Raw genomic sequence first — 15,078 nt, 5'->3', positions numbered from 1 at the left:
GATCATTTGCCTCCCCAAAGTTCAAGTGCTTTCGCCAATTCTGCACTGTCTTTGGCTGCATCCTCGAGAGTTCGTCCCTGAATCACCGCATCGATCGCCGCGACAAAAGCCCGACCGCCAGCAGCAGATCCTCCCGGATGGCCATGAATGCCGCCGCCCGCATTGATCACCTGGTCATTCCCCAGATCATTGTAAAGTTGTGGAACCAATCCCGGATGAATACCGGCAGACGGAACCGGGAACGCCGGTTTGAGTACTTCCTTCGGCTTTCTGAGTTCCTCTGCGATCGCAAGAGTTTCCGCACGTTCCATGGCTACCGATCCATACGGGGACGGATACAGGACCAAATCGGCACCGGCAAGCCGCATCAATTTTCCCAATACAACCGGTGCACTGATCCCATATTGAGGAGACGGATAGAGAGCTCCCGCCAACGCCGGATGGGCCATGATCGGAACATTTACTTCCGGATCTGCCGCCAGTCGGTGCAGGACATCGTAACCGTATGCCAGAACGTTCAACAGGAGAGCATTTGCGCCCGCTTGAACCGCCCGCTTCGCCTTATCGACAATTTCCGTTACCGGTGCCGTCAGGTTCGCCGCATAGAGCACCTTTTTTCCTGTTTCTGCCGAGGCACGATCAGCCGCTTTCAAGCACGCTTCAATCCGCTTTTCAAACGGAGCATACGTATCATCAAAGAAAATTTCATCATCCTTCACCAGATCGACTCCGCCCAGTGCCTGCTGGTAAAACAGTTCGGCCAATGTGTCCGTGTCGTATCCGATGCACGATTTGAAAATCGACATCAGGAGCGGACGGTTCTGTACTCCCAACCGATTCCGAACCCCTTCAATGCCAAACTTCGGCCCCGGGAAGTTCTTCGTGAACTCTGCCGGAAAATCCAAATCGATTAATTTGATCGCCCCGTCCATCGACAGCTTTCCGAAAACGGAAGTAAGAACCGCAGGAAGATCCGGTGTGAAATTGATTGTCGGATAGGCAATTTTAAGCAGCGCTTTGACAGTCCCCTGTTCATCGGAACCCAATTCTTGTACTGAAACTACATGCCCCAGGTGCTTCTTCATCCGCTCCTGCCGTTCTGCGGGCAAATCGGTCCAGGAGCCAACCGTCAGTCCCACTGCTATACCTTGGGCTTTTTTATGAAAATCGCCCCCGCGTCCATGAACCAGATACGTGGCAACAATATAATCTTCTAGTTGCAGGTTACTCAAAATTGCTACCCCCTTTAAAACACAAACGCCTCTTTTCCTTTAAGAAAAAGAGGCGTACTCGAGAACAATTCCTCGCCTCTCATCTCTCAGAATCCATGATTCTGCAGGAGTTAGCACCATTGATACATCAAGTTGCGAATAGAACAGGAAAGCGTTCCATCACGGATGTATCCGGTTGCCGGGCATCATCGGGCCAGTCCCTCAGCCTGCTCTGGATAAGAGTCACATTTGTTGTGAAAATTTCAGTTAATTTTAAACTAGAGAAATCATACGACAGGTAATTCAAGATGTCAATAGACTTTTATTTGTTTCAGCCGTTCGACCGCTTCCCGCAATCGTTCTTCCGGTGCTAAAAGACCAACTCGCACGTACCCTTCTCCGCTTTTTCCAAATCCAATTCCGGGAGCCATTACAACATGGGCTTGATCCAGTACATAGTCTGCGAATTCAACAGCCCCCATGCCGTTCGGAATCGGTACCCATGTGAAGAAGGAGCCCTTTGGCGCCGGGCAATCCCAGCCAAGTTGCCGTAAGCCTCCCACAAACACATCGCGGCGGCTTTCATAGGTCGACACAAGTTGTCTAACGCAATCCTGCGAAGATCTCAAGGCGGTGATCGACGCCCGCTGGATCGCCGGGAAGAGGCTTACATAATAATGGTCTTGAATTAAATTAATCAATGATATCACATCTTTGTTTCCGAGCGCGAATCCAACCCGCCAGCCCGCCATATTATAGGTTTTGGACATGGTATAGAACTCTACCCCGACCTCTTTGGCACCGGGCACTTGCAGGAATGATACCGGCTTTTGTCCGTCAAAACCGATCGCACCATATGCAAAATCATGCGCTGCCACAATCCCGTTTTTTGCAGCAAATTCGACCGTATCCCGGAAAAATGATTCGCTTGCCGTAGCGGCAGTCGGGTTGTTCGGGTAATTTAGGAACATCAGCTTTGCCCGCTGCAGCGTTTCCTGGGACAACAAAGAATAATCCGGCAGAAACCCGTTTTCCCGCAAAAGCGGCATCATCACCATTTCGGCCCCGCTCATGGCAACACCCGACCAGTAGTCGGGATATCCCGGGTCGGGCACCAGGCACACATCGCCTTTATTTAAGAGACATTGGCTGATTTCGACCAGTCCGACTTTTCCTCCGAACAGAATGGCCACTTCCGAAGCCGGATCCAGATCCACATTATACTCCGCCTTATACCAGTCTGCGATTGCTTCCTTCAGTTCCGGGAGGCCCGAGAACGGAGAATAGCGATGAGTGAGCGGATCAAGAACCGCTTCCCGCATCGACTCGACAATATGTTGAGGTGTCGGTAAATCCGGGTTGCCCTGTCCCAAATTGATAACATCGTACCCTTTTGCTATATAGGAATTCGCTTTTCGCACAAGCGCCGAGAAAAATTGTTCCGGAAGCCGCCGCATCCGATCTGCCGGTTGCAAAATCATGAGGAGACCACCCTTCCTTAAAAACCCTTGCAAATAAAAAAATCATAAATCGATTCGACAAAAAAAACAAGCGGATATTTAACCCCGCTTGTTCAAGGTGCAAATCCAATTTTTGATATTTTTCTTTCCGCAGCCTCGGAAGACTCGGTGAAGGTGACAGCTTGTGGATCCGGTGTTTGCGGATGAGGGGTAGTTTCCCCTATCTCCGGCATATCGACCTGGGTAACTTCATCCGGCAGGTCGACCTGCGGTATTTCGGGAGTCTGCCTGTCCAATGCTTTTCCTCCTCCTGTCTGAATCTCCAACATGAGGATAGGATTCCCAAATGGCTGTGAATCTATAAACGGCCCCCAAAACTTTAGAACCGCAGCTTCCGCCGTCGAATCGCAACCGACTGTACAATCCCCATAATAATAAAGTTGGTCAACAAGGACGTACCTCCATAGGAAACGAATGGGAGCGTAATGCCTGTGGCGGGCATCACCGCAAGGTTCATCCCAATGTTTTCAAAGATCTGGAATCCAAACATCCCAATCGCGCCAGTTATAAAAAACGTACCAAACGCGTCAGGCGTGGAGGTTGCAATCTTGACCATCCGCTGCAGCATTATAAAGAAAAGGATAATCAACAGGGAGGTTCCAATAAACCCAAAGTCCTCTCCGATTGCGGAGAATATCATATCGGTTTGCTGTTCGGGAACGAATGCCCCCTGTGTTTGGGATCCACCGGTTAAACCTCGTCCCGGCAGACCTCCGTTTCCGATCGCTATGATCGCCTGATGCACCTGGTATCCCCATTCACCGGCTTTTTCCGGATCAATTACAACTTGAAAGCGAGCCTTTTGGTATTCCTTAAGCGGCAGCAAATCCACCACTTTTAGATACGTTTGCGGAAAAGCGTAGATCGCCACGAAATACAGAACAACAAATATACCGGCCAAGCTCCCGAACCAAATGAGCAGCTTCCGTTTCAAGAACAGTACCATCATTGCACTGAACAATCCGACCATGACCATTCCCTGGCCCAGATCGGGCTCCAGCATGATAAGAAACAGCGGGGCGAACCAGATGGCCGACACTCTCCAAAAATGCTTCAGCCGGAACTCTTCTTCCTTATCTTTCACCTTTGCCATATAAGCAGACATCCCCAAAATGGAAAACAGTTTTCCCAATTCGGAGGGCTGCAATTGGAATCCCGGAAACGGAATCCAACTTTTCTGTCCGTTAATTTCCGGCATAAACAGCACGATCACAAGCAGCAGCATGGTAATTCCATAACCGATCATCAACAGCCTGGTATTGGTAAACATGCGAAAATCAGTCAGTACCAGACCGAAAAAAACGGCAAAACCCAAGGTCTGCCAGATGATTTGCTTCTGGTAGTAGTCTCCCAACCCCGGACGTGTGATGGTTGAAGAGTATACCGCAAGGAAACTTATAACGGAAATGGCAACCAAAACAAAAAGCAGCACAAAATCAAAATCTCTGGCATGGCGCTTGAGCCAGTCGAGACTGACCAACATCTCCACCCGCTTTCTTTATCTTTAACGACATTATTATATACGATACGACATGTAAATTGTTGATTTTCTTGCTAGAATAGTAGTAACAGGATGGTGGAACGATATGAGACTTTCTTTGCCCGACTGGTCTGCCGGACTCTGGTGTCTGCAATTGAGTGCCTTTTTGACGAATTTCGGTTTTTTTATGCTGATTCCTCTGCTGGCTGTCCATTTCACAGATCGCCTGGGGTTGTCTCTTGCGATGGCAGGGACGTTGTATGCGGTTCGCTTATTCTCTCAACAAGGGTTGATGCTTTTTGGCGGAGTGATGGCGGATCGGATCGGCTACAGAGAATCCATGCTGATCGGATCTGTGATTCGCTCCGCTGGTTTCGCGATGTTCGGTTTTATTCAAACCCTTCCGCTGCTCTTCCTGGCGTGCGTACTGGCGGGAGCAGGCGGGGCTTTATTCTCTCCGGCATGGCAAGCTGCCACCACGGAATTGTCCACTCCCGACAACCGGGAACAAATTTTTTCCTGGCGCAATGTTTTCGGAAATGCCGGCCTTACATTGGGACCGGTGGCTGGCGCCTGGATGTCCGGCATGAATATATTTGAATGGATCTGTTATGTTTCTGCCTCCATCTACATAGTGTTTGGAATTCTCGTTTGGATTTTGCTGCCGAAGATACAAGTTGTCAAACGTGATCACCCAAGTTTGATAAACGACATTAAACATATCGCCGAGAATCGTCGTTTTGTTTGGTTAACCGTTTGGTTAATGGGATTTTATATTCTGTATCAACAAATGTACATGGTGATTCCCGTGCTGGCCAAGGAACAGGCAGGACAAGATATTTCCGGTTATCTGTTTACCGGTATGTCAATCCTCATTATCTTCTTTCAACAGCCGATTACACGTCTGATTGAACGTTTTCATCTCCAGCAATTTCCTGTGATGACGATCGGAATGTTTTTATTGGGCATCTCCTTCCTGCCTGCTGCCTTTGACCTTTCCCTGATCACCGTCACCCTGCCTGTGATGGGAATCGCGTTCGCTTCGATGTTGATTCAGCCAACCTCCCAAGCTTGGATTGCCGAAATTGCCGAAAAAGAACTCGTTGCCTCCTACTTCGGTTTTGCCTCACTGTCGGTAGCAATCGGGGGAACGATTGGAAGTTCAGGCGGCGGCTGGATTGTGGACCAGGCTTTTGCAGCTGGCTATACTCGACTTCCGTTCCTCCTTTTTGCCTTGATCCCAATCGGTTGCGGAATCGGGATTTGGCTGTTATGTCGGAGAAAACTTGCCTCTGATCTGAAGATGGAGAAAAGGGGTTCTGCCCTTCGCGTCGAATAAATTTTAGCATGGTTATGATTCGAAAAAGGAGGAACTATGGAATGAAACTCACACGTCATCGCCCCGATTTCATCATGCTCATCGTTATCCTCCTGCTCGTGAGCATAGGACTCCTTACCATTTACAGCGCAAGTATTATATGGGCGTATCAACAACTCAAATTTTCACCTCATCACTTCTTCGTCAGACAATGTATCTTTACTGTACTGGGACTGATTGTGCTGTTTGTGACAATGAACCTGAATTTTTTGAATTGGCGGAAGTTGCTGCTCTTGCTGCTGCCTGCATCATTGATTACGTTGATACTCGTGTTCGCGTTTCCACCGGTAAATAATGTGCATAGATGGATCCCGCTGGGCAGCTTTTCTTTTCAGCCATCTGAATTGGCAACCTTTACCATAACCATCTACGTCGCTCACCTTCTGGCCAAGAAACATGACAAGATTCACGATTTTAAAAAAGGGACGGTTCCCCCTCTGGTCGTTACAGGTCTATTCGCCGGCCTTGTTATGATGCAGCCGGATATGGACGCAGCAGCGTTGATTGTGGCGATCACGCTGGCGATTATGTTTGGTGCAGGTATTCCTGTTGCCCATATCCTAAAAGTAGTTTTGCCTGCTGCCGTATTCGCAATCATAGCCGTGTTTGCATCGGAGTGGCGGAGAGAAAGAATCTTCGCTTTCCTTGACCCGTTTTCCCAGGAAAATCTGCAAAATTTCGGGTTTCAGCAAGCTCACTCTCTCTACGCAATTGCTTCTGGCGGTTGGTGGGGAAAAGGATTAGGGCGCAGTATTGAAAAGTTCCTTTATCTGCCGGAACCCCATACCGATTTTGTATTTGCCATTTTTATTGAAGAATGGGGAATTATAGGCGGAATCGTTCTGATTGGTTTATTCGGAGTTTTCATTTGGCGGTCCATCCGTGTGGCTTATCTGATCCCCGACCGTTTTGGAGCTCTGCTTGCAATCGGCATTACTTCCATGATTGGAATTGCAGTGGTAGTGAATATAGGAATGGTCACAGGAACGCTGCCGGTTATGGGGATTCCTCTGCCGTTTATTACTTACGGCGGCAGCGCCCTCGTACTGAAAATGGCCGCTATGGGTATACTTCTAAACCTTTCGCGATATACAGTAGAGAAAGAAAACCTTCATTCGCCTGGTCTTCGTCGGCAGGTGAATGCCCAGTACAATGCCTAATATAAGGAGATGAGAAAATGCAAACGGTTGAACCAATTTTGCACCCGCTGGGTCACGAAGTTACGATTATTGATCTGATGGAAGGCGGCATGCAGGGACGAACCGGCTGTTATGTCATCAAGGGAGAAAAAATTGCGATCATCGAAACCGGTTCTTCCCATGCAGCCCCCTACATACTGGCAGGACTCAAAGAGCTGGAAATCGCTCCCGAACAGGTGGACTACATTATCGTCACCCACATTCATCTGGATCATTCCGGCGGAGTCGGCTACATCCTGCCGAATTTCCCAAACGCAACAGTGATAGTTCATCCGCGCGGGGCAAAACATCTGATTGATCCGAGCCGCCTGATCGTCGGAGCACGTGCGGTTTACGGCGACATGTTGGAGCAGGCATTCGGTCAGATTCTGCCTGTTCCGGAGGATCGGGTTCTAATCCGGGAGGACGGCGAGACAATCGACTTGGGTGCGGGACGGGTTCTCACGTTTTATGATACACCCGGACATGCACGACATCATTTTTCCATTCACGACCCGGTTTCGGAGGGGATTTTTTCCGGAGATACGGTTGGCATCCGGTACGTGAAGCAATATACGGGCTGGGATTTTGAACCGATTTACCCGTCGACTTCCCCGTCTGAATTTGACCGGGAAGCCGCTTTTGCATCGATTGACAAATTGGAAAAACTGGGAGCCAAACGCATCTATCATGGTCATTTCGGCATGACCGAACCCGCTTCGCTTGCGTTTGAAAGAACAAGAAAAACGGTTGCCGCATTTGACGATATCGCCCGCAGCTGCTATGCCCCGGGGATTGACTTGTCCGTGATTGCCGAAAAACTGGGAGAATATATGAAACAAGACTTGGCGGATCAAGGACATCCAATAACAGACCTCACCTGTTTTGAATTGGATTTGGCAGTCAACTCAATGGGACTCTTATTCACACTGGAGAAAGAATCTCAAAACAAGAAATAATGTGTAGAATTCCACTGTCTGGATATCGTAAGTTCAGGAGGGATCCGTTTATGGACATTCACAAAGAGACTACAGAAGACCTGAAAAATAAACTTCCCAGTGGAGACGCCATTGACAGCATCGATCGCAAGGAGTTTGACAAGTTCCAGAACAACCGGAACCAGCAAGCAACTGTTCCATTACCCCATCTGCCCATGGAAAAAACAATAAAGGAATGAGAAAAAACCACTCGAACCAGGAACACCGCATGATGCAGTTGTTCCACCAGCTTCGAGTGGTTTTTTAGTCTTTGAGCGGTACCTGGTGAACAATAGGATAGCGAGCTCCGGCCGGGTCCATTACGGATTCAAACAAGCAAACCTGTTCCACCCGCCACGTGGAATCATCCAAAATTGATCCCACGGGAATGCTTTCGGCATCAAACGTGGAAATATCCCCTGTACGGGCAAGCGTAATATGCGGAGTAAACTTCGCATAGGCAAACTTCTCAGCGCCTAAAGGACGAAATGCTTGTCGAAGTTCATACTGCAAAGCGAACAATTTTTCTGTCTCTCCACCTGCCCCAATCCAAATCACCCGAGCTCGCGGAAACGATCCCGCACCTTGTAACGACAATTGAAAGCACTGATGGCGAGGGACCACTTCTTCCAAAGAACCGATCGCCTGAGTCAGCCCTCCCTCATCCAATTCACCCAAGAAATTCGTTGTAATATGAAAATGTTCGACTCCATACCAGCGCTTCGCGGGAACCTGCGGGGCAAGAAGAGTTCCAACCTCCATCAATTTTTCTCCCAAATGTTCCGGTATCTTGATCCCGGCAAAAAATCGTCTCACCCTAAGATCACTCCGTTTTTTCCGTACCAGCTTTCCCGAATTCTCCAGACAGCTCGGTGGCCGACTCTCCTTCAAGAATCTCATCCGAGTTTTCACTTGCTTGATACTCTCCATCCCCTTGATATTGTTCTGCAATCGCCTCACGCAGCTTTTCAAGCTCCCGTCCTTCCTCACGATCAAACTGTTCCTGCAGTTCATAAGTATTGATTCCTGCTATTTCAATCCGTTTCTTATCCACCTTTACACCCCATTGATCTTTGATTGTCCGGTCCCTACGAATACAGTATACATTCAAATTGATGATTCTATAGGCATTCATCGGAGGATTTGGAAAAGGACGGTTTTTGGGCATATAGCGCGGTTCACCTCAGCTTTTCCATGAATAGAGTATACATAAACATTAAGAATCATTGGGATACAGTCACCTTAGCCCTCCCGCCCTAACCACAGGGTGAGGAGGGCACTTTTTTGTCCGCATGCCAAATTTTCTACCTTGTACCTGTTTTGTGTTATTATGAAACTTGCAAAGAAATACTGGACAATAAAGGAGTACGGCGAGATGTTGCATAGGTTTTCTCGAACTGAGCTTGTGATTGGTCCGGAAGGGCTCGAAAAAATGAAAAATTCTACCGTCTGCATACTCGGAATGGGCGGTGTCGGTTCCTACGCCGTGGAAGCATTGGCTCGCACGGGTATTGGGAAGTTGGTTCTCGTTGATAAAGACGTGGTGGATATCACAAATATAAACCGGCAAATCCCGGCTCTTACACATACGATCGGACTTTCCAAAACCCAGGTCATGGCGGAAAGGGTAAAGCAAATTAACCCGGAGTGTGAAGTCGTGGCACTTGACATGTTTTTTAACGAGGAAACGAAAGAAGAGATTTTCGGTCTGAACCCGGACTACGTGGTAGATGCAATCGATACCATAACCGCAAAAATTTTGCTCATCGTGGAATGTAAACGGCGGGGCATCCCGATTGTTTCTTCAATGGGAGCCGCCAACAAGATTGATCCTACCCGTTTCCGGGTCGTTGATATATCCAAAACCCAAGTGGATCCGATCGCCAAAGTGATCCGCCGCAAATTGAAAGACTATGGGATTAAAAAAGGGGTCAACGTCGTCTGTTCGACCGAACAGCCAACCAAACCCCGCGAGGATGTCCGGCAGCAGATAGTAAAACCGGAAGTGGAAGCAGGGCCCGGACCTCGCAAAGCAAAACAACCTCCTGCCTCCATCGCGTTTGTACCTCCAGTTGCCGGGATGATTCTCGCTTCCGTTGTGGTGCGGGATATGCTAGGGTTTAAATTGTAAATATGCCATCGTTAAAAGACCACCGGGCCCTCGGCCTGGTGGTTGTCATTTCGCCTGCAGTTTTGCTGATTTTTTTACCATGAACCTCCACTGTTTGGTTGGTTGAGATCCTGTGTCACTCCTTGATTCTTCAGCATCTTTAAATAGCCTGCTGCATTTTGCCACTCACTGTCATTTACAAAACGAAGCGGTAGTTTGCCGTGAGTGATTTCCTCTATGTAAGGACGCAAAGCACTGGCCCCGCCCCCTAACACGTAAAACGCCTGTGCATCCGGGTATTTGGCCCAGCGTTTGTGGATCAGGTCCACCACTCGGACTGCCGCCCGCCAAAAATGTTCATCCACGATCGGCTTAATGTCACTGCGGCGTTCCCCGACCAGGTTAATAAGGTAACTCGATTCGCGAATTCTCTTCACGAGTTTCGCCCGGCTTTGAAAGTTATAGCCGAATTTTTCGTACACGTCTTGACGGATTGCATCCAAATAGGAAGCGATACCGAAATATTCACCATGGCTGAATCGATTATCCGGCTGCAGCTTCTTCATGATCGGGAAGTCGGTAGTCAACGAGCCGATCTCGCATACTCCGACCGTTCCGTAATAAGCCATCTCATCCTTCACGCTCAGGTCATCGTTTGTGGCGATATTAAGAATGGCTACGGCCCCTTCAATACCCACCGTTACTTTTTTGACATGCCATTCTTCAACAATATTCGACCGTAAAATCTGAAATCCTACCGAATTCGACAGAAAGATTGTAGAACTTAGGTACTGATTTTTAAAATTTCCGGCAGGAAAAAGTCATTACTTGTCGAATCAAACTTTTGTGGCTTTTTAGCAAATTTTTCTTCATTAAGGGGGCAGACATGCGCAAAAAACAAATATGGAAGCCGTTTACCATCATGCTTGTTCCCCATTCCGGAGAACAAGTGCGTTCGATGTCCGTTTCGAAAGCTGTCATCGCTTCCTTTGCAGCAGTCATTTTCGCATTGGGTGCCGGTGGCGGTTATTTCCTCTATAAGTTTTCTGAATACAGACAGTCCACAAATGAATTCAATTCCTATAAACAACAAACGGAGCAAATCCGTAACGAATACAATTCTTTGGCCGGCACAGCAGAAGCAGTCAAGCAAAAACTGGATACGCTGCAGCAACTGGAAAATGATCTGCGGTCGAAGAACGGACTTCCTCCTGTCAACCCCGCCCAAAACAACACGGACGGACAGGGCGGCGTCTTACAAAGCCGCGGCGGTCTCATCCGTCAACACATGATTTTGAATAAGGATGCCGTTTTCACCCTGGAACAGGAAGCGGATCAACGGATTCATAGCGCCCAGGAAACGATTGCGACCGTCAATGAAAAAGATGCGCAAAAACAAGCGGAAGAACGCCGAAAGCAGGAACAGGCAGCCCATACGCCGAGTATTTGGCCGACAGGCTCCCGCAATATCACGTCTGATTTTGGCTACAGAAAGGATCCGTTCGGAGGGTTTTACACCCTCCATACCGGCCTCGATATTTCCGGAAGTCATGGCTCGACGATTGTATCTACGGCAGACGGCATTGTTACCGTTGCAGGGTGGGACGGAGGATATGGAATCAGCGTGGTGATCGACCACCGAAACGGTATTCTCACCCGTTACGGCCATTTGTCTGCTGTTAGTGTGAAAGCAGGACAAGCTGTAAAAAAAGGCGACTCGATTGGACAAATGGGCAGTACCGGCCGCAGCACAGGAACCCATCTGCATTATGAAGTGTTGGAGAACGGCGTACCGGTCAGCCCGCTCAAATATCTCCCATGAGCACTCAAAGATGGAGGAGTCTAAATGTTTAAAAAGGAAGCACCTTTAAACAGCGGAAAAGTGGATACTCTAATCGGGGCAGGTACGACAATCGAAGGCAAAGTCCAAGCAAGCGGAATCCTCCGGGTAGAGGGCCGCATTGGCGGAGAAGTGATATCCGAAGGTGATGTCATCGTTGGGGAAAAAGGGGAAATTCGCGCCAACATCAAAGCCCGTCACGTGACCATTGCCGGAAAAGTTGCAGGCAACATTACAGCATCGGGTCGCATGCATCTTGTGAGCTCCGGTTCGCTGGAAGGGGACATCGATGCAGCGACCATTGCGATTGAAGAAGGGGCCCATTTTAAAGGCGCTTGTCGCATGAGTGCGCCTTCAAATGGGAAAGGACGCTCTTCGGTATCAGGTAAGCCCGCAGACCCCCAACCAGTCGAACCGGCTACCTCAGGCACAAACGCCTATTTTCAAAACTCCAATCCTGCTTAGAAAAACTTAAATTCCTTGACTTTGGATGAACATGCGCCACAATGCAAAAGCTCTCCGAAAGAGAGCTTTTTCTGTTCCAGTCGACAGAACATCCGTTTTTGTTTATGATGAACTATGGACCATGAAAGGAGGTTCCGGAATGAATCAAGTACAACCATTTCACACCAGGAAGGTTGCTGTAACCAAGATCTTCACGTTTGATTCCGCCCACCGGCTGGATGACTATATCGGAAAATGTGCCAATCTGCACGGGCACACTTATAAATTGGAAGTGGAGGTAAAAGGTCGGACTGATCATCGCGGGATCGTGGTTGATTTCACGGATCTCAAGAAGATCGTAAACGAACAGATCATCTCGAAATATGATCACCAGTTTCTGAATGATCATATGCCTTTTAACACGACCGCCGAGAATATGGTCGTCTTTTTCTTTGAAATCGTGGATGCGTATTTGAAAAAGCTGGACTCTGCCCAAGACATTCACCTTCAGCGCGTACGGCTTTGGGAAACTCCCACTTGTTATGCAGAAATCACACGGGAGGACTTTGACCGTGAAGGTGAATGAGATCTTTTTCTCGATTCAGGGGGAATCCAGCTCCATTGGTCTCCCGACCATTTTTGTCAGGTTTACGGGCTGCAACTTGCGCTGCACTTACTGTGACACCAAATACTCCTACTATGAAGGTGAACCTGACACACCGGAAGGCATAATGGACAAAATCCGTTCCTACGGTATCAAAAGAGTCTGTCTGACAGGCGGCGAGCCGTTGATTCAGCCGCGGGGGGAAATGCAGCAATTGCTTGATCTTCTTGCAAAAGAAGACTACGAAGTTTCAATCGAAACAGACGGTTCCATAGATATCTCGAAGTTCCACATGCACGATCGTCAGCGCTTCATTCTCGATATGAAAGTCCCATCCTCTTCCATGTCGGACAAAATGGATTTCGAGAATCTCAGAAGGATTGTGCCGGGACGCGATGAAGTGAAGTTCGTGATGGGAAACCGGGAAGACTACGAGTGGTCAAAGAGTTTGATCCGGAATTATGATCTGGATCCTGCCAAGGGATATCAGCTCATCTTCTCTCCGATCTTCGGTGATCTTACCTATGAACAACTCGTCAACTGGCTGCTGGAAGACCGGATCGATGCCCGTTTCCAGGTACAGCTTCACAAAATCGTCTGGGATCCTAATTTGCGGGGTGTGTAATTATGTCGGACACGAAAAAGGCGGTTGTCATTCTTTCCGGCGGGCTTGATTCCACAACCTGTATGGCGGTTGCACGGGATGCAGGATATGATGTTTGGCCGTTGACCTTTTTTTACGGACAGAAACATTCGATTGAACTGGAATCTGCAAAGCGTGTGGCTGCTCATTACGGATATGAAACCCGTCATTTCATTGCGGACTTAAACGGAATCATCCGTGGATCTGCTTTAACGGATGCAGATAAAGAGATTCCTACAGGCAGAAGCGAGGAGGAAATGACTTCTGAGATTCCGGTGACCTACGTACCGGCCCGAAATATCGTCTTCCTTTCAATCGCGCTTTCCTATGCGGAATCCATCGGGGCTGAAGCGCTCTACATCGGGGTGAATGCCCTGGATTACTCAGGCTATCCTGATTGCCGCCCGGAATTCATCCAAGCGTTTCAAGAAGTGATCAATAAAGGCACAGTAGCAGGAGCACACGGAAACGGAATTCAAATTGAGGCGCCGCTCCAAAACCTGACGAAAGCTGAAATCGTCAAGCTTGGAACCCGTGTTGGTGCCCCTTTGGAATTCACTCATTCCTGCTATCTGGGAACCGATCCGTCCTGTGGAGTGTGCGATTCGTGTCAGCTTCGGATAAAAGGCTTCAAGGAAGCGGGTGTGGAAGATCCGATTCGTTACGCAATCGACATTGATTGGAGATAATTTTTCAATCTTAAATAAACTGACGCCTGTTGAATACAGAACCCAGCTCGCCGCTTGGGTTTTTTCTTAATATCTACAAATTCGAGGCTTTTCTATTTGACAGCTTCAACAGTCCCAATTAAAAAGACTAGGAATAAGCTGCCGGTCAAATCATCGTTCTCTAATTCGGTATTGGAGTATGTGTTGGTTTTTTACCGTGCTCTTTATACCTTTCATCTATTTTCGTTCTTATTTCTTTAATTGACTTTCCTTCCTTTTGTAGTTCGACAGAGTATGCAACAATGTTTAAACAAACGCCGCAATTTGAACCGTGGGAATCCCAGGTAACAACACTGTTTTGCCTGACGTCTTTAACAAAGCAATCGGATACGCTTTTATGACCATCCAATTGTCCGCATCCGCAGTAACAAGGAATATGATGTAATAGATCATAATTTTTAGCAGCTAGGGAATATACTTCCCTAATCTTTTGAGAACTGTTGGATAGAAAACTTGGGAGGGTATCCACTCCATTGGTTGCCTCTGTTTTTTTATCTTTTGAAACTTTAATTTCATGACTGTGCACATCTGTGCTTTTCGAGCTAGAGGAGCAACCAGAAAGTACTAAAACCAAACCCAGGATCGTTATTCGAAATGATTTCATTGTAACTCTCCTATACTTTTTTTATTGTAAAGGGCCTGTATAATCTGAAGGAAAAACAGAAATGAGATTCGGCGTCCCGTCTTTTCCGATTTCATAGGTTATGGTATATCTTTCATTTACCTTTAAAAGGCTCCATATTGAGATATTGTTTACTAAAACCTTTTTCCGACCATTATTTTGGTCCTCAGTTTCTATCCAATACTCAACTTGATTATTATTGACCTCAAGTTTTTGTTTTTGAATTAATTTTACATTTTCAGTGACCGTGACCATATTCGACTTATAGTTAAACATGTAAAAGAGGAAAGAGCCTAATATTATGATGACGAAAAGTACATACAATTTATATTTTTTCATATCC

The 15,078-nt window shown here is 47.7% G+C and carries 19 protein-coding genes and 1 riboswitch; of the genes, 10 read left to right on the top strand and 9 right to left on the bottom strand.

From position 1 onward, the window contains the following. Positions 1 to 2 precede the first annotated feature (2 nt). From ACFO8Q_RS12295 to ACFO8Q_RS12280, 4 genes are all read right to left on the bottom strand, one after another. Positions 3 to 1,232, bottom strand: a complete 1,230-nt coding sequence (locus tag ACFO8Q_RS12295) for a 2,3-diketo-5-methylthiopentyl-1-phosphate enolase (protein WP_380026074.1) — start codon at positions 1,230 to 1,232, stop codon at positions 3 to 5. 76 nt (positions 1,233 to 1,308) lie between these two features. Beyond that, positions 1,309 to 1,454, bottom strand: a riboswitch (SAM riboswitch). A gap of 68 nt (positions 1,455 to 1,522) precedes the next feature. After that, the gene (locus ACFO8Q_RS12290) at positions 1,523 to 2,692 is read right to left on the bottom strand and encodes a pyridoxal phosphate-dependent aminotransferase (RefSeq protein WP_380026073.1); all 1,170 of its coding nucleotides are present in this window, start codon (positions 2,690 to 2,692) and stop codon (positions 1,523 to 1,525) included. Positions 2,693 to 2,784: 92 nt separating this feature from the next. Next, positions 2,785 to 2,967, bottom strand: coding sequence for a hypothetical protein (locus ACFO8Q_RS12285; RefSeq protein WP_380026072.1), 183 nt, complete (start codon positions 2,965 to 2,967; stop codon positions 2,785 to 2,787). A gap of 83 nt (positions 2,968 to 3,050) precedes the next feature. Next, on the bottom strand, positions 3,051 to 4,214 hold the full coding sequence (locus ACFO8Q_RS12280) for an FtsW/RodA/SpoVE family cell cycle protein (RefSeq protein ID WP_380026071.1): 1,164 nt from the start codon (positions 4,212 to 4,214) through the stop codon (positions 3,051 to 3,053). 103 nt (positions 4,215 to 4,317) lie between these two features. Between ACFO8Q_RS12280 and ACFO8Q_RS12275 the strand changes: the two genes are divergently transcribed. From ACFO8Q_RS12275 to ACFO8Q_RS12260, 4 genes are read left to right on the top strand one after another with little or no spacing between them, the layout of a single operon-like run. After that, complete coding sequence (locus ACFO8Q_RS12275; protein WP_380026070.1) at positions 4,318 to 5,550, top strand: MDR family MFS transporter; 1,233 nt, start codon at positions 4,318 to 4,320, stop codon at positions 5,548 to 5,550. Between the two features lie 41 nt (positions 5,551 to 5,591). Beyond that, positions 5,592 to 6,749 carry a putative lipid II flippase FtsW gene (ftsW, locus tag ACFO8Q_RS12270; protein WP_380026069.1) on the top strand — a complete coding sequence of 386 codons (1,158 nt, stop codon included), beginning with the start codon at positions 5,592 to 5,594 and terminating at the stop codon, positions 6,747 to 6,749. Positions 6,750 to 6,766: 17 nt separating this feature from the next. Then, on the top strand, positions 6,767 to 7,726 hold the full coding sequence (locus ACFO8Q_RS12265) for an MBL fold metallo-hydrolase (RefSeq protein ID WP_380026068.1): 960 nt from the start codon (positions 6,767 to 6,769) through the stop codon (positions 7,724 to 7,726). Positions 7,727 to 7,776: 50 nt separating this feature from the next. Further along, on the top strand, positions 7,777 to 7,944 hold the full coding sequence (locus ACFO8Q_RS12260) for a hypothetical protein (protein WP_380026067.1): 168 nt from the start codon (positions 7,777 to 7,779) through the stop codon (positions 7,942 to 7,944). 64 nt (positions 7,945 to 8,008) lie between these two features. On the opposite strand, the gene thpR is transcribed toward ACFO8Q_RS12260, so the two are convergent. After that, the gene (thpR, locus tag ACFO8Q_RS12255) at positions 8,009 to 8,560 is read right to left on the bottom strand and encodes an RNA 2',3'-cyclic phosphodiesterase (protein WP_380026066.1); all 552 of its coding nucleotides are present in this window, start codon (positions 8,558 to 8,560) and stop codon (positions 8,009 to 8,011) included. A gap of 7 nt (positions 8,561 to 8,567) precedes the next feature. After that, on the bottom strand, positions 8,568 to 8,798 hold the full coding sequence (locus ACFO8Q_RS12250) for a hypothetical protein (protein WP_380026065.1): 231 nt from the start codon (positions 8,796 to 8,798) through the stop codon (positions 8,568 to 8,570). A 321-nt stretch (positions 8,799 to 9,119) separates the two neighbouring features. Between ACFO8Q_RS12250 and ACFO8Q_RS12245 the strand changes: the two genes are divergently transcribed. Beyond that, the gene (locus ACFO8Q_RS12245) at positions 9,120 to 9,875 is read left to right on the top strand and encodes a tRNA threonylcarbamoyladenosine dehydratase (RefSeq protein WP_380026064.1); all 756 of its coding nucleotides are present in this window, start codon (positions 9,120 to 9,122) and stop codon (positions 9,873 to 9,875) included. A gap of 74 nt (positions 9,876 to 9,949) precedes the next feature. Here the strand turns inward: ACFO8Q_RS12245 and ACFO8Q_RS12240 are convergent, their stop codons facing one another. After that, entirely contained in the window at positions 9,950 to 10,552 is a 603-nt protein-coding gene (locus ACFO8Q_RS12240) for an Alp7A family actin-like protein (RefSeq protein ID WP_380026063.1), read from the bottom strand. A gap of 188 nt (positions 10,553 to 10,740) precedes the next feature. Here ACFO8Q_RS12240 and ACFO8Q_RS12235 point away from each other — a divergent pair, with 188 nt between their 5' ends. From ACFO8Q_RS12235 to queC, 5 genes are all read left to right on the top strand, one after another. Then, positions 10,741 to 11,676 (top strand): peptidoglycan DD-metalloendopeptidase family protein, encoded by a 936-nt coding sequence (locus ACFO8Q_RS12235; protein WP_380026062.1) that lies wholly within the window; start codon positions 10,741 to 10,743, stop codon positions 11,674 to 11,676. A 24-nt stretch (positions 11,677 to 11,700) separates the two neighbouring features. Next, positions 11,701 to 12,159: a bactofilin family protein gene (locus ACFO8Q_RS12230; RefSeq protein WP_380026061.1), complete on the top strand. Its 459-nt coding sequence runs from the start codon at positions 11,701 to 11,703 to the stop codon at positions 12,157 to 12,159. A 139-nt stretch (positions 12,160 to 12,298) separates the two neighbouring features. Further along, positions 12,299 to 12,724, top strand: a complete 426-nt coding sequence (gene queD, locus ACFO8Q_RS12225) for a 6-carboxytetrahydropterin synthase QueD (protein WP_380026060.1) — start codon at positions 12,299 to 12,301, stop codon at positions 12,722 to 12,724. Next, positions 12,711 to 13,367, top strand: a complete 657-nt coding sequence (locus ACFO8Q_RS12220) for a radical SAM protein (RefSeq protein ID WP_380026059.1) — start codon at positions 12,711 to 12,713, stop codon at positions 13,365 to 13,367. Before queD ends, ACFO8Q_RS12220 begins: the two co-directional genes overlap by 14 nt. Before the next feature lie 2 nt (positions 13,368 to 13,369). Then, the gene (gene queC / locus ACFO8Q_RS12215) at positions 13,370 to 14,074 is read left to right on the top strand and encodes a 7-cyano-7-deazaguanine synthase QueC (protein WP_380026058.1); all 705 of its coding nucleotides are present in this window, start codon (positions 13,370 to 13,372) and stop codon (positions 14,072 to 14,074) included. Positions 14,075 to 14,234: 160 nt separating this feature from the next. On the opposite strand, the gene ACFO8Q_RS12210 is transcribed toward queC, so the two are convergent. Together ACFO8Q_RS12210 and ACFO8Q_RS12205 are read right to left on the bottom strand one after the other, a co-directional pair. After that, positions 14,235 to 14,717, bottom strand: a complete 483-nt coding sequence (locus ACFO8Q_RS12210; RefSeq protein ID WP_380026057.1) for a PCYCGC motif-containing (lipo)protein — start codon at positions 14,715 to 14,717, stop codon at positions 14,235 to 14,237. 21 nt (positions 14,718 to 14,738) lie between these two features. Further along, positions 14,739 to 15,074, bottom strand: coding sequence for a hypothetical protein (locus ACFO8Q_RS12205; protein ID WP_380026056.1), 336 nt, complete (start codon positions 15,072 to 15,074; stop codon positions 14,739 to 14,741). Positions 15,075 to 15,078: the final 4 nt, after the last annotated feature.

The organism is Effusibacillus consociatus (assembly GCF_042652925.1).
Lineage (GTDB): Bacteria > Bacillota > Bacilli > Tumebacillales > Effusibacillaceae > Effusibacillus > Effusibacillus consociatus.
This window is presented reverse-complemented; position numbering and strand designations above follow the sequence as displayed.